Origin of the sequence: Pseudomonas sp. 1D4, assembly GCF_001728925.1 — a bacterium.
In the GTDB taxonomy this organism is placed as follows: Bacteria; Pseudomonadota; Gammaproteobacteria; order Pseudomonadales; family Pseudomonadaceae; genus Metapseudomonas; species Metapseudomonas otitidis.
Map to the genome: position 1 here is coordinate 1 of NZ_LXJQ01000057.1, position 14,372 is coordinate 14,372.

At 67.6% G+C, this 14,372-nt stretch carries 9 protein-coding genes; 7 read left to right on the forward strand and 2 right to left on the reverse strand.

Translation table 11 applies throughout. The features are described 5' to 3' along the window. The first annotated feature begins 517 nt into the window (after positions 1-517). From A7D27_RS22855 to selO, 3 genes are all read left to right on the forward strand, one after another. Positions 518-2,266 (forward strand): potassium/proton antiporter, encoded by a 1,749-nt coding sequence (locus A7D27_RS22855; protein ID WP_069566186.1) that lies wholly within the window; start codon positions 518-520, stop codon positions 2,264-2,266. A gap of 130 nt (positions 2,267-2,396) precedes the next feature. Then, on the forward strand, positions 2,397-5,738 hold the full coding sequence (mscK, locus tag A7D27_RS22860; RefSeq protein ID WP_069566187.1) for a mechanosensitive channel MscK: 3,342 nt from the start codon (positions 2,397-2,399) through the stop codon (positions 5,736-5,738). A gap of 10 nt (positions 5,739-5,748) precedes the next feature. Continuing rightward, complete coding sequence (selO, locus tag A7D27_RS22865; RefSeq protein ID WP_069566188.1) at positions 5,749-7,209, forward strand: protein adenylyltransferase SelO; 1,461 nt, start codon at positions 5,749-5,751, stop codon at positions 7,207-7,209. Positions 7,210-7,639: 430 nt separating this feature from the next. Here selO and A7D27_RS22870 read toward each other — a convergent pair whose 3' ends face one another. Then, positions 7,640-8,335: an aspartate/glutamate racemase family protein gene (locus tag A7D27_RS22870; RefSeq protein ID WP_069563455.1), complete on the reverse strand. Its 696-nt coding sequence runs from the start codon at positions 8,333-8,335 to the stop codon at positions 7,640-7,642. A gap of 228 nt (positions 8,336-8,563) precedes the next feature. Here A7D27_RS22870 and A7D27_RS22875 point away from each other — a divergent pair, with 228 nt between their 5' ends. From A7D27_RS22875 to trxC, 3 genes are all read left to right on the forward strand, one after another. Continuing rightward, entirely contained in the window at positions 8,564-9,541 is a 978-nt protein-coding gene (locus tag A7D27_RS22875; protein WP_069563456.1) for a sulfite exporter TauE/SafE family protein, read from the forward strand. A gap of 127 nt (positions 9,542-9,668) precedes the next feature. Then, entirely contained in the window at positions 9,669-10,946 is a 1,278-nt protein-coding gene (locus A7D27_RS22880) for a bifunctional O-acetylhomoserine aminocarboxypropyltransferase/cysteine synthase (RefSeq protein ID WP_069563457.1), read from the forward strand. Positions 10,947-11,009: 63 nt separating this feature from the next. Continuing rightward, positions 11,010-11,447: a thioredoxin TrxC gene (gene trxC / locus A7D27_RS22885; RefSeq protein WP_069566189.1), complete on the forward strand. Its 438-nt coding sequence runs from the start codon at positions 11,010-11,012 to the stop codon at positions 11,445-11,447. Positions 11,448-12,263: 816 nt separating this feature from the next. Here the strand turns inward: trxC and A7D27_RS22890 are convergent. Next, the gene (locus A7D27_RS22890) at positions 12,264-12,755 is read right to left on the reverse strand and encodes a phage antirepressor (protein WP_165677832.1); all 492 of its coding nucleotides are present in this window, start codon (positions 12,753-12,755) and stop codon (positions 12,264-12,266) included. Between the two features lie 990 nt (positions 12,756-13,745). Here A7D27_RS22890 and A7D27_RS22895 point away from each other — a divergent pair. After that, positions 13,746-14,189, forward strand: a complete 444-nt coding sequence (locus A7D27_RS22895; RefSeq protein ID WP_069566190.1) for a YiiD C-terminal domain-containing protein — start codon at positions 13,746-13,748, stop codon at positions 14,187-14,189. The last annotated feature ends 183 nt before the right edge of the window (positions 14,190-14,372 follow it).

The following is a 14,372-nucleotide window of genomic DNA, read 5'->3' on the forward strand; positions in this document are numbered from 1 at the left end:
AGGGGACGGCACCACGGGATCGGCGGCAAAGACTTGGAAAACAGGAAACAACAGCAGGCAGAAGCCGACTGCAAACGGCTGCGTGCGCATGATGACCGTCCTTGGAGTGGTGGCACATCGACATCGGGGCGCAAATCCTACGGAGCACATGGCGCCACACAACGGCCACACGACCAGTTGCACCCCTTCCTCTCAGAACTGTGACTCAGATAAAAGAACCCGCACCAAGCTGGAACCACCGTCCCAGAAGCCTTGAGATCGCCTGCGCAGCAACCGACAGCGAGGGGAAGAACGTCCCCCGCCCTGCGGAACCCAGTCATCCGCCCCAAAGCCCAACACGTCGACCGACAGGTCGAAAACCTCCCCGCCCCCGTCAGACCCGTTCCAAAAAACCTGCGGATCATGGCCAAACTGTGCTTGCGGGCCGTTGCGGTCGGCGGGTTAGAATCCGGCTGGCATGCACGCTGCATGCACCTCCCCGCCCCGCCCTCGTACCCCTTGCAGGAGTTCCGCCAACGTGGATGCAACCACCATCAACAGCCTGTTCCTGGTCGGCGCGTTGCTGGTGGGCATGAGCATCCTCGTCAGCGCGTTCGGCTCGCGCTTCGGCATCCCGATCCTGGTGATCTTCCTGGTGGTCGGCATGCTCGCCGGCAACGACGGGCCGGGCGGCATCGTCTTCGACAACTACCCCCAGGCCTACCTGGTGGGGAACCTGGCCCTGGCCGTGATCCTGCTGGACGGCGGCCTGCGAACCCGCGTCGCGACCTTCCGCGTGGCCCTCTGGCCGTCGCTGTCACTGGCCACGGTCGGGGTGCTGATCACCGCCGGCCTGACCGGCGTGGCCGCCGCCTGGCTGTTCGACCTGAGCCTGCTGGAGGGCTTGCTGATCGGCGCCATCGTCGGCTCCACCGATGCCGCAGCGGTGTTCAGCCTGCTGGGCGGGCGCGGGCTCAACGAGCGGGTCAGCGCCACCCTGGAGATCGAATCCGGCAGCAACGACCCGATGGCGGTGTTCCTGACCATCACCCTGATCGAGATGCTCAGCAGCGGCCAGACCGGCTTCAGCTGGAGCTTCCCGGCGCACATCGCCCAGCAGTTCGGCCTTGGCGCCCTGCTGGGGCTGGGCGGCGGCTGGCTGATGCTGCAACTGATCAACCGCCTCACCCTCGCCAACGGCCTCTATCCCCTGCTGATCGTCGCCGGTGGCCTGTTGGTCTTCGCCATCACCAACACCGTGGGCGGCAGCGGCATCCTCGCCGTGTACCTGTTCGGCCTGTTCCTCGGCAACCGCCCGATCCGCTCGCGCCACGGCATCCTGCACATGCTCGACGGCCTGACCTGGCTGGCGCAGATCGGCATGTTCCTGGTGCTCGGCCTGCTGGTCACCCCCCATGACCTGCTGCCCATCATCCTCCCGGCGCTGGGCCTGGCGCTGTGGATGATCCTCGTCGCCCGCCCGCTGTCGGTGGCGGTCGGGCTGATCCCCTTCCGCGCCTTCCACACTCGCGAAAAAGCCTTCATCGCCTGGGTCGGCCTGCGCGGCGCCGTGCCCATCATCCTCGCGGTGTTCCCGCTGATGGCCGGCCTACCCAATGCCCAGTTGTTCTTCAACGTCGCCTTCTTCATCGTCCTGGTGTCGCTGGTGCTCCAGGGCACCAGCCTGCCCTGGGCGGCCAAACTGCTGCGGGTCACCGTGCCACCGGAGCCGGCGCCCATCTCCCGCGCCGGGCTGGAGGTGCACCCCACCAGCGAGTGGGAGCTGTTCGTCTACCGCCTGGGCGCCGAGAAGTGGTGCATCGGCGCCGCCCTGCGCGAACTGAAGATGCCCGAAGGCACCCGTATCGCCGCCCTGTTCCGTGGCACCGAACTGCTGCACCCCTCCGGCTCCACCGTACTGGAGGCGGGCGACATCCTCTGCGTGGTCGGCCACGAACAGGACCTGCCCGGCCTCGGCAAACTGTTCAGCCAGGCCCCCCAGCGCGGCCTGGACCTGCGCTTCTTCGGCGACTTCGTGCTCGAAGGCGATGCCGAACTTTCCGCCGTGGCCGCCCTCTATGGCCTACGCCTGGACGACATCGACGGCAACCAGCCCCTGGGCCGCTTCATCGCCCACGAGATCGGCGGCGAGCCGGTAGTAGGCGACCAGGTGGAGTGGAACGGCCTGACCTGGACCGTCGCCCTGATGGAAGGGAACAAGGTGCGCAAGGTCGGCGTCAGATTCCCCGAAGGACACGCCCGCCCCGGACCGGGCCTGTTCCTCTGACAGCGACCGTTCCAGCTAAGCTGCTGCCGGCAGCAGCGACCTGATCAACGCCGCGTGACCGGGCACCACAACCGGCCCGCCACGCAGGCATAAGATTCACCGCAACCCAACCAGAGCCGCCCACGCGACCATGCCCTCCCTGCGCCCCTTACTCACTGCCGCCCTGCTCGGACTCTGCCTGCTCAGCCCCGGCGCCCACGCCGCCGCCCCGCCCAGCAGCACCGAAGTCCAGCAAAGCCTGGACACCCTCGCCGAGCGCAAGCTGCCGGAGGCCGAACAGAAGGCCCTCAAGGCCGTCCTCGAACAGACCCTCACCCTGCTGGAGAACCAGGCCGACAGCGAAAAGCGCCTGGCCGACCTCAAGCGCCAGTTGGCCGAGGCCCCCCGGCAGATCAGCGACGCCCAGCGCGAACTGGCACGGCTCAAGGCCACCCGCCAGGTGCCGGTGAACGAGCGCTACGCCAAGTCCAGCCTCCCCCAATTGGAGCAGGTGCTCAGCCAGCGCAGCACCCAGCTCTCCGAAGGGCAGAAGCAACTGGCCGAAGCCAACAGCCTGATCATCACCGCCCAGACCCGCCCCGAGCGCGCCCAGGCCGAGATCAGCAGCAACCAGGCCCGCACCCAGCAGCTCAATGCCCTGCTCAAGGTCGGCAAGGAAGGCGGCAAGCCCCTCAGCGACGAACTGCGCGACCAGTACAACGCCGAACTGGCCGCCCTCGAAGCCCAGACCCAACTGCGCCGCCAGGAGCTGGCCGGCAACAGCCTGCTGCAGGACCTCGGCAACAGCCGCCGCGACCTGCTGGTGGAGCGCATCCACCGCCTGGAGCAGGAAAGCCAGGACCTGCAATCGCTGATCAACGTCAAGCGCCGGGAAAGCTCCGAGCAGACCGTCGCCGAACTCTCCCGCGAAGCGCAGAAGGCCACCCCCGACAGCCTGCTGGCCGCCGAAAGCGCCACCAACCTCAAGCTCTCCGACTACCTGCTGCGCGCCACCGACCGCCTCAACGAACTGACCCAGCAGAACCTGCGCACCCGCCAGCAGTTGGACGCCCTCAGCCAGGCCGACCAGGCCCTGGAGGAGCAGATCAGCGTGCTCAAGGGCAGCCTGCTGCTGTCCAAGATCCTCTACCAGCAGAAGCAGGCCCTGCCGCACCTGCGCCTGGACGCCAACCTCGCCGACGAAATCGCCGACATCCGCCTCTACCAGTTCGAACTGGGCCAGCAGCGCGACAAGATGGGCAACCCGCAGGACTACGTCGACACCCTGCTCACCCGCCAACCGCCCGAACAGGTCACCCCGGACCTGCGCGAAACCCTGCTGGACCTGGCCACCACCCGGATCGAGCTGTTCGACCGCCTGGGCCGCGAACTCAACGCCCTGCTCAACGAATCCATCACCCTGCAGCTCAACCAGAAGCAGCTCGCCGCCACCGCCCAGGCCCTGCGCAACACCCTCGAAGAGCAGATGTTCTGGATTCCCAGCAACAAGCCGCTGGACCTGGCCTGGCTCAAGTACGCTCCGCAACGGCTCAAGAACCAGATCCTCCAGCTACCTTGGGGTGAAGGCATCGCCGAACTCTGGGAAGGCCTGGTGGATCAGCCCTGGCTGTTCATCCCCCTGCTGCTGCTGATCAGCGCCCTGCTCTGGCGGCGCGGCTGGCTGTACAGCAAGCTTGCCGACCTGCACCGCGACATCGGCCACTACAAGCGCGACAGCCAGATGCACACGCCCCTGGCGCTGCTGCTCAACGTGCTGCTGGCGCTGCCGGTGACCCTGTTCCTCGCCCTCTGCGGCCTTGCCCTGCACATCGACGCCCGCGGCCAGAACGCCACCCTCGGCGACGCCCTGCTGGAGATGGCCCTGGCCTGGCTGGTGTTCTACACCCTGTACCGCATCCTCGCCCCGGGCGGCGTCGCCGAGCTGCACTTCCGCTGGCCGCGCCCGCAGGTGGCCCTGCTGAGCAAGCAGATCCGCCGCCTCGGCGTCGTGGTCATGGCCCTGGTCGCCGTGGTGACCGTCGCTGAGCACCAGCCCCAGGCCCTGGCCGACGACGTCATCGGCATCATCGTCGTGCTCACCTGCTACGCCCTGATGGCCCTGGTGCTGAGCAACCTGCTGCTGGCCGAACCGATGCGCGAGCAGACCTCGCCCTTCCGCCTGCTGATCGGCATCGCCTTCATCCTGCTACCCCTGGTGTTCATGGTCGCCGTGGGCTTCGGCTACTACTACACCTCGCTCAAGCTCACCGACCGCCTGATCAACACCCTCTACCTGCTGATCTTCGTGCTGATCATCGAAGCCACCTTCGTCCGTGGCCTGGCGGTCGCCGCCCGGCGCCTCGCCTACGCCCGCGCCATCGCCAAGCGCCAGGCCCAGCCGCGGGAAACCCCCGACGGCGACGAAGTGGTGGTCGAAGAGCCGGTGCTGGACATCGAGCAGGTCAACCAGCAGTCCCTGCGGCTGATCCGCCTGGCCCTGCTGGGCGGCTTCATCGCCTGCCTGTACCTGGTCTGGGCCGACCTCATCACCGTGTTCGCCTACCTCGACCAGATCACCCTCTACCAGTACGTCTCCGGCACCGGCGACGCCGCCACCCACGTGCCCATCAGCCTGCTGGACGGGCTCGGTGCGCTGATCATCGTCGGCATCACCGCCGCCCTGGCGCGCAACCTGCCGGGCCTGCTGGAAGTGCTGGTGCTCTCGCGGATGAAGCTCGCCCAGGGCAGCGCCTACGCCACCACCACCCTGCTCTCCTACACCCTGGTCGCCATCGGCATCGTCAGCACCCTGGCCACCCTCGGCGTCAGTTGGGACAAGCTGCAATGGCTGGTGGCCGCCCTCTCCGTGGGCCTGGGCTTCGGCCTGCAGGAGATCTTCGCCAACTTCATCTCCGGCCTGATCATCCTGTTCGAGCGCCCCGTGCGCATCGGCGACGTGGTCACCATCGGCAACCTCTCCGGCACGGTGAGCAAGATCCGCATCCGCGCCACCACCATCACCGATTTCGACCACAAGGAAATCATCGTCCCGAACAAGACCTTCATCACCGGGCAACTGATCAACTGGTCCCTCAGCGACACCGTCACCCGCGTCACCCTCAAGCTCGGCGTCGCCTACGGCTCCGACCTGGAGCTGGTGCGCAAACTGCTGCTGCAGGCCGCCCAGGAGAACGTGCGGGTGCTGAAGGAGCCGGCGCCCTCGGTCTACTTCCTGACCTTCGGCGAGAGTACCCTCGACCACGAACTGCGCATCCATGTGCGCGATCTCGGCGACCGCAACCCGGCCACCGACGAGATCAACCGCTTCATCGACCGCGAGTTCGCCAAGCACGGCATCGACATCGCCTTCCGCCAGGTGGACGTCTACGTCAAGAACCTGGAACAGGACGGCCTGACCCTGGAGCAACGCCGGATTGCCCAGGCCGCCGCTGCCGCTGCCACGGACAAGCCCGTGCCCCCGCCCCCGGTCTGAGGCCCGCCCCATGAAAGCGCTCGACGCCCTGCAATTCGACAACCGCTTCGCCCGCCTCGGTGACGCCTTCTCCACCGAAGTGCTGCCCGACCCGCTGGACGACCCGCGCCTGGTGGTGGCCAGCCCCGCCGCCCTGGCCCTGCTGGACCTGGACCCGGCCGAAGCCGACAGCCCGCTGTTCGCCGAACTGTTCAGCGGGCACCGCCTCTGGGCCGACGCCGCGCCCCGGGCCATGGTCTATTCCGGCCACCAGTTCGGCGCCTACAACCCGCGCCTCGGCGACGGCCGCGGCCTGCTGCTGGGCGAAGTGGTCAACCAGGCCGGCGAGCACTGGGACCTGCACCTCAAGGGCGCCGGGCAGACCCCCTACTCGCGCATGGGCGACGGCCGCGCCGTGCTGCGCAGCTCCATCCGCGAATTCCTCGCCAGCGAACACCTGCACGCCCTCGGCATCCCCAGCAGCCGCGCCCTGTGCGTGATCGGCTCCAGCACCCCGGTCTACCGCGAACGCCGCGAAACCGGCGCCACCCTGCTGCGCATGGCGCCCAGCCACGTGCGCTTCGGCCACTTCGAATACTTCTACTACACCCGCCAGCACGAGCAGCTGCAGGCCCTCGGCGAGCACGTCCTGGCCTGCCACTTCCCCCACCTGCAGGACCATGAGCGCCCCTGGGCGGCGATGTTCCGCGACATCGTCGAGCGCAACGCCGAACTCATCGCCCGCTGGCAGGCCTACGGCTTCTGCCACGGCGTGATGAACACCGACAACATGTCGATCCTCGGCATCACCTTCGACTTCGGCCCCTACGCCTTCCTCGACGACTTCGACGCCAACCACATCTGCAACCACTCCGACGACAGCGGCCGCTACAGCTTCAGCAACCAGGTGCCCATCGCCCACTGGAACCTCGCCGCCCTCGCCCAGGCCCTCACGCCCCAGGTGGAGGTGGACGAACTGCGCGAAACCCTCGGGCTGTTCCTGCCCCTGTACCAGGCCCACTGGCTGGACCTGATGCGCCGCCGCCTCGGCCTGACCCGTGCCGAAGACGACGACGCCGACCGGGTGCAGCGCCTGCTGCAACTGATGCAGACCAGCGCGGTGGACTACACCGACTTCTTCCGCCGCCTCGGCGAAGACGCGCCCGAGCAGGCCGTGGCCGTACTGCGCAACGAGTTCGTCGACCTCGCCGGCTTCGACGCCTGGGCCGCCGACTACTGCCAGCGCGCCGCCCGCGACGGTGGCGAGCCGGCCGAGCGGCGCCAGCGCATGCACGCCGTGAACCCCCGCTACATCCTGCGCAACTACCTGGCCCAGCGTGCCATCGAGGCCGCCGAGCAGGGGGACTACAGCGAAGTGCGCCAGCTCCACGCCGTGCTCGCCCGCCCCTTCGACGAACAGCCCGGCATGGAGCGCTACGCCGAACGCCCGCCGGAGTGGGGCAAGCACCTGGAGATCAGTTGTTCCTCCTGAAAGATGCATTAGGAGAACAAGCAGACGCTTGGGCTCAATTGATGTCGCCTGTTTCGCCTTGCCGGGCGAGTTTCTTTTTTCAGTCGTCGGAATGCCGCCCACAAAAAAGAAACCAAAAAGGCTCGCCCCAGCATCCGGGTCCCGCTTCGCGGGACTTCCCTCGCTCCATCGTTGCTCCGGGGGCCGGCGCGATGGGCCATCCATGGCCTGGCGCGCCTCTCACGGCATCCATGCCGTTCGTCCCCCTGCGCAACGACTGCGCTCGGCCTTCTGAAGGGGCAGTGTCCCTGCATCACCCCCCGAGCCCAGCAGGACTTCATGGTGCGCTTCGGATTTTCCCCTCCCCCTTCCGGAGAGGGGCAGGGATCGGGTGCTTGCGAAGCCTTGGAGATTCACAGCAGAAGAGGGGGACTCAGCCTCCTGGAGTTCTTCAGGACGCCAGCAACCACTCCAGCCCCATCGCCACGTGCCGCTCGGTGCTGTCCACCAGCGGCAGCGGCGCCTCACAGCCTTCCAGCAACAGGCCGATCTCGGTGCAGCCGAGGATCGCCGCCTGGGCCCCGGATGCGCGCAGGCGTTCCAGTTCGGCCAGGTAGAAGTCCCGCGAGGCCGGCAGAAAGCGGCCCTGGCACAGCTCCTCGTAGATCACCCGGTCCACCTCGGCCATCGCCTCCGCCCCCGGCACCTGCACACGGATGCCGAAGCGCTGCGCCAGGCGCTCGCGGTAGAAGGCTTCCTGCATGGTGAAGCGGGTGCCCAGCAGGGCCACGTTGTCCACCTGCATCGCCTGCAGGCTGTGGCCCACCGCATCGCCGATGTGCAGCAGCGGAATCGCCAGCGCCGCCTCCAGGGCCGGGGCCACCTTGTGCATGGTGTTGGTGGCCAGCAGCAGCGCCCCGGCACCGACCCGCTCCAGCCCCTGCGCCGCCTCGGCCAGACGCTGGCCGGCTTCGTCCCAGCGGCCGCCGGCCTGCAGCGCGGCAATGTCGGCGAAGTCCACCGAATGCACCAGCAGCGGCGCCGAATGCAGGCCACCCAGGCGCGCACGCACCCCCTCGTTGAGCAACCGGTAGTAGCTCAGGGTCGACTCCCAGCTCATCCCGCCCAGAACACCCAGCATCTTCATTGCACACCTCCCATAGAACGGCCCCCAGCCTAGCCCAGGGCCCATGCCGGGCGGCGCATACAGTTGCCGAGGGATGGGCCGGTACAGCCCGAAGGCCGATGCCCACTTGAATCAAATGGAATAAGAACCTGCGGAAATCTTCTTAGACTCTCTAAGCAAAGCCGCTTATCTTCGCCGCCTGCTTGCTCCGGCCTGTTCTACCACCCACTGTCAGGCGCCGTACCCCTCATGAAGATCCGCAACCTCGACCTCAGCCAGAGCCCGGTCAACAGCGAACACCAGGCGCTCGGCATCCCCCCCGTCGAGGACTTCGTCACCCACCCCGACAACCACCCGGTGCTGCGCGCCGCGATGTGGGTCGCGGTGCTGATCCTCGTGAGCCTGCTCGGCTTCCTCGCCTGGCGCCTGTTCTTCGGTGACCACGGCGGCGAAACCGGCCTCGACATCATCGAACGCGCCCTCACCAGCCCCAGCTTCTGGAGCGCCGTGGCCGTGGGCTTCCTCGCCCAGGTGGTGGATGGCGCCCTGGGCATGGCCTACGGCATCACCGCCACCACCTTCCTGCTCACCGCAGGCGCCTCGCCAGCGGCGGCCAGCGCCAGCGTGCACATCGCCGAGGTGTTCACCACCGGCCTCTCCGGCATCTCCCACGTCAAGCTGGGCAACGTCAACAAATCCCTGTTCCTGCGCCTGCTGCTGCCCGGCATCATCGGCGCCGTGCTCGGCGCGGTGCTGATCACCTCCTTCGACGGCGCCGTGCTCAAGCCCTTCATCTCCGCCTACCTGCTGCTGATGGGCCTGTACATCCTCAGCAAGGCCTACCGCCACGTCGCCCAGCGCCGCGCGCCCAAGCACGTGGCCAAGCTGGCGCTGTTCGGCGGCTTCGTCGACGCCGCCGGTGGCGGCGGCTGGGGCCCGGTGGTCACCAGCAGCCTGCTGGGCTCGGGCAGTGACCCGCGCACCACCATCGGCTCGGTGAACTTCGCCGAGTTCTTCCTCACCATCGCCAGCGCCACCTCCTTCATCCTCCTGGCCGGCGAGCTGAACACCTGGTTCATGGTGGCCGGCCTGGTCTTCGGCGGCCTGTTCGCCGCGCCCTTCGCCGCCCTGCTGTGCAAGAAGCTGCCGGCGCGCACCCTGCTGACCCTGGTCGGCACCCTGATCACCCTCATCAGCGCCTTCAACATCTACATGGCACTGCGCTGACCGGTTCTAGCCCCCAGGTTTTTCGGTCTAAGAACACCCCCCTTCAGTTGCCCGAGGTCATTGACCCGGGGCCCCGGCGTTTTCCATGCTGCGCACCTCCATCGCACCCTGAAGGAACGCAGGCCCAATGAAACCGGAAACCCTTGCCATCCACGCCGGCTACAGCCCCGACCCGACCACCAAGGCCGTGGCCGTGCCGATCTACCAGACCACCTCCTACGCCTTCGACGACACCCAGCACGGCGCCGACCTGTTCGACCTCAAGGTCGCCGGCAACATCTACACCCGCATCATGAACCCCACCAACGACGTGCTGGAGAAGCGCGTCGCCGCGCTGGAAGGCGGCGTCGGCGCCCTGGCCGTGGCCTCCGGCATGGCCGCCATCACCTACGCCATCCAGACCGTCGCCGAAGCCGGCGACAACATCGTCTCGGTGGCCAAGCTCTACGGCGGCACCTACAACCTGTTCGCCCACACCCTGCCGCGCTCCGGCATCCAGGTACGCTTCGCCGCCCATGACGACATCGCCGCCCTGGAAGCACTGATCGACGAGCGCACCAAGGCCGTGTTTTGCGAATCCATCGGCAACCCGGCCGGCAACATCATCGACCTCGCCGCCCTGGCCGCCGCCGCCCACCGCCATGGCGTGCCGCTGATCGTCGACAACACCGTCGCCACGCCCATCCTCTGCCGCCCCTTCGAGCACGGCGCCGACATCGTCGTGCACTCGCTGACCAAGTACATCGGCGGCCACGGCAACAGCATCGGCGGCATCGTCGTCGACTCCGGGAAGTTCCCCTGGGCCGAGCACAAGGACCGCTTCCCGCTGCTCAACACCCCCGACCCGTCCTACCACGGCGTCACCTACACCGAAGCCTTCGGCCCCGCCGCCTTCATCGGCCGCTGCCGCGTGGTGCCGCTGCGCAACATGGGCGCCGCCCTGTCGCCGTTCAACGCCTTCCTCATCCTCCAGGGGCTGGAAACCCTCGCCCTGCGCATGGAGCGCCACACCGAGAACGCGCAGAAGGTCGCCCAGTTCCTCCAGGCCCACCCCCAGGTGGCCTGGGTGAAATACGCCGGCCTGCCGGACCACCCCGAGCACGAACTGGCCCAGCGCTACACCGGCGGCAAGCCGGCGGCGATCCTCTCCTTCGGCATCGTCGGTGGCGCCGAAGCCGGCGCGCGCTTCATTGACGCCCTCAACCTGGTGGTGCGCCTGGTGAACATCGGCGACGCCAAGTCCCTGGCCTGCCACCCGGCCTCCACCACCCACCGCCAGCTCAACGATGAAGAGCTGGAAAAGGCCGGCGTACCGCGGGACATGGTGCGCCTGTCCATCGGCATCGAGCACATCGACGACATCCTCGCCGACCTCGGCCAGGCCCTGGAGGCATCGCGCGGCTGACGCGCGGGGCTTGATATTCGGCCGCTCGGCTCCAGATCAGGGAAACCTGATCCGGAGCCGACCATGACCGATCCCCTGATGATTCCCTGCGCCCACTGCGCCGGCCTCAACCGCATCCCCGCCAACCGCCTGGGCGACTCGCCCCGCTGCGGCCACTGCAAGGCCGCCGTGCTGCCGGCCAGCCCCTTCGACCTCAGCGAAGCCACCTTCGCCAAGCAACTGCGCGGCGACCTGCCGTTGCTGGTGGACGTCTGGGCCGACTGGTGCGGCCCCTGCAAGGCCTTCGCCCCCACCTACCAGCAAGCCGCCGCCCAGCTCCAGGGCCGCTGCCGCCTGGGCAAGCTGGACAGCGAAGCCAACCGCCAACTGGCCGGGCAGCTCAACATCCGCTCCATCCCCACGCTCATCCTGTTCAAGGGCGGCGTCGAAATCGCCCGCCAGAGCGGCGCCCTGCCCCTGCCGCAACTGCTGGGCTGGCTCAAGAGCCAGGGGATCGCCTAGGCCCCCGTAGGATGGGCTGAGCTGTGCGAAGCCCATCAGGGCCAGGCACGGCTCGGGTGCGATGCGGTTCGCCGAGCTCACCGCATCCTACGGATTGCGCACGCGGCACCGCGTGAGGTGGATCGCGCTCCACCCAGCCACCATCGAGCGCTACGGGAACGCCCGACGCTGGGCACCCGTAGGATGGGCTGAGCTGTGCGAAGCCCATCGGGGCCAGGCACGGCTCGGACGCGATGCGGTTCGCCGAGCTCACCGCATCCTACGGATTGCGCACGCGGCACCGCGTGGGGTGGATCGCACTCCACCGAGCCACCAACGAGCGCCACGGGAACGCCCGACGCTGGGCACCCGTAGGATGGGCTGAGCTGTGCGAAGCCCATCAGGGCCAGGCACGGCTCGGACGCGATGCGGTTCGCCGAGCTCACCGCATCCTACGGATTGCGCACGCGGCATCGCGTGGGGTGGATCGCGCTCCACCGAGCCACCATCGAGCGCCACGGGAACGCCCGACGCTGGGCACCCGTAGGATGGGCTGAGCTGTGCGAAGCCCATCGGGGCCAGGCACGGCTCGGACGCGATGCGGTTCGCCGAGCTCACCGCATCCTACGGATTGCGCACGCGGCATCGCGTGGGGTGGATCGCGCTCCACCCAGCCACCATCGAGCGCTACGGGAACGCCCGACGCTGGGCAGCCACGTAGGATGGGCTGAGCTGTGCGAAGCCCATCATTGCGGGCGTTCAGGCATGCGGCAGGTCCCGGACTGAAGTCCGGGCTACGGGGCACATCGCCCGCCCCGCAGGTTGCGCGCCTGTCGATCAGCCGATGACCCGGGGCCGGGCCTGGGGCAAGACCGGGCAATCACCCAGGTGGACCCAGGCCTTGCCCTGCCAGCGCAACACCTCCAGCGGGCACGCCTGCCACTGCACCACATCGCGGTAAGGCCGCAGGGCATCCGGGTGCTGGGCCTCGCGCAGGCGCGGGATCACCTCGCGGCTGATCCAGCGACGGATGCCGCTGTTCTCCGGGTGGTAATAGAAGATCAGCAACGCATAGACCCCGCAGTCGCTCACCAGCAGCTCCCGCTGGTACTCGCCGCGGCTGTCGCGCACCCAGGCGGGCTGCAACTGGTCCGGGTCCAGGTTGCGGGGCGCGCGCTCGTCGAGCGGCACGCGGTTGATCAGCCGCGCCAGGTCGTTGAGGACGAACCAGGGCTCGTCGTCCAGCAACAGCGCACGGAGCTGGCGGCGATGACGGGTGAACAGGGAAGGAATAAGGATTTCGTCGTCGTGACGGGGGGAATCGGGCATGTCCATGACCTCTGCTTGTTTAAGGCAGCTTTCTTAGGGCTGCTGGCGTCGGGAGTTAAGAAACCCCAAGCAGAGGGCCGGGCGTATTCCCCTTTCGGGTCTTGTATTAGCCCACTCCCGACATAACAGAGATTTTTGCGTGCGCGAGTATGCCGCGAGCACAAAAAAGCCGCTGAGCTTTCGGGAGCGGTGGACCGCTGCTTGATTGGGCGTTTCTTAGGCGCCGGCGACAGAGGCTATGGGTGCCATCCGGAAGCAGCAAGGCCGTTAGCGCGTGGGAAATGGCTGACGCCCACGCGCACGCCGGCAATGATGGGCTTCGCACAGCTCAGCCCATCCTACGGAGGTCGGCGCGTGTCGGATGCACCGGGTGTATGGGCTGGGCGTGGGCTCCCGGACTGAAGTCCGGGCTACGGGCTGATCGCTTCTTTGCCGTGATGGGGCCGGGAGCTAAGAAACCCACCAGAGACGGGCCGGGCGTATTCCCCTTTCGAGTCTTGTATTAGCCCACTCCCGACATGACAGACGTAGAGCGACAGCAAAGGCAGTCCCGCATTCATGGGTGCCGGAAGTTAAGAAACCCCACGTAGAAGGCCGGGCCTATTCCCCTTCCGGGTCTTGTATTAGCCCACTCCCGACAAAGCACACCACGAACACCCCAGCCCGCTTGAGGGCAACGCCGTACCACCAGGTTGCAGAGGCTATGAAGTGACACTTGAAGGGGCAATGCAGTTGGCGCGTGGGAAATGGCTGATGCCCACGCGCACGCCGGCAATGATGGGCTTCGCCCCGGTTGAAGCCCATGCCACTGAGCCGTAGCCCGGACTTCAGTCCGGGAACTCACACCCAAAGCATCCGGCATACGCCGCCCATCGCCCCGGTTGAAGCCCATACCCCCGAGCGTTTCGGTCACCCCCGCTGGCCGCGCCGGTCATTGCCCGGTGGGCCTGAGCGTCTAGGCTCCAGGCATTCGTCCAGCCGGAGTTCGCCATGCAATTCAACGAAGAGATGGCCCGCCACTTCACCGAAGACAAGATCGCCTTCGTCAGCCGCATGGGCCTCAAGGCCCTGACCCTGGAGCCGGGCTACGTGAAGCTGATGGCCCCGCTGGCCGGCAACCAGAACCACATCGGCACTCTCTATGCCGGCGCCCTCTTCACCCTGGCCGAGGTGCCCGGCGGCGCGCTGTTCCTCACCAGCTTCGACACCCGGTGCTTCTACCCCATCGTCAAGGAGATGAACCTGCGCTTCCGCCGCCCCGCCACCGGCGACATCACCGTGGAGGCACGGCTCGGCGCCGAAGAGATCGCCCGCATCCAGGCCGAGGCCAGCGAGACCGGCAAGGCCGAGTACCTGCTGGAGCTGGACCTGGTGGACGCCAGCGGCGAAGTGGTGGCCAAGAGCCGGGGGCTCTACCAACTGCGCGCCCACTGACCGCGCGGTGCCCTTGCCGTGGATCAAATTGCCGCGCGGCGCCATGCCTCACAGTGGCGCCTCTTCGCCTGAGCGCCCCGGTGGGCGCCCTGCTTGACTCCGGCAGCGCCAGCCTCGCCCCCGAAAACGCAGGCGAGGCCATCAACGCAGGTAGTTTTCGACAGGCCCTTACAGGAGGTTCCC

Coding starts and splice junctions, on each gene's coding strand:
- A7D27_RS22895 (WP_069566190.1), top strand. CDS start 13,746: ATGCAATTCAACGAAGAGATGGCCCGCCACTTCACCGAAGACAAGATC.
- mscK (WP_069566187.1), top strand. CDS start 2,397: ATGCCCTCCCTGCGCCCCTTACTCACTGCCGCCCTGCTCGGACTCTGC.
- A7D27_RS22880 (WP_069563457.1), top strand. CDS start 9,669: ATGAAACCGGAAACCCTTGCCATCCACGCCGGCTACAGCCCCGACCCG.
- A7D27_RS22870 (WP_069563455.1), bottom strand. CDS start 8,335: ATGAAGATGCTGGGTGTTCTGGGCGGGATGAGCTGGGAGTCGACCCTG.
- selO (WP_069566188.1), top strand. CDS start 5,749: ATGAAAGCGCTCGACGCCCTGCAATTCGACAACCGCTTCGCCCGCCTC.
- A7D27_RS22875 (WP_069563456.1), top strand. CDS start 8,564: ATGAAGATCCGCAACCTCGACCTCAGCCAGAGCCCGGTCAACAGCGAA.
- trxC (WP_069566189.1), top strand. CDS start 11,010: ATGACCGATCCCCTGATGATTCCCTGCGCCCACTGCGCCGGCCTCAAC.
- A7D27_RS22890 (WP_165677832.1), bottom strand. CDS start 12,755: ATGCCCGATTCCCCCCGTCACGACGACGAAATCCTTATTCCTTCCCTG.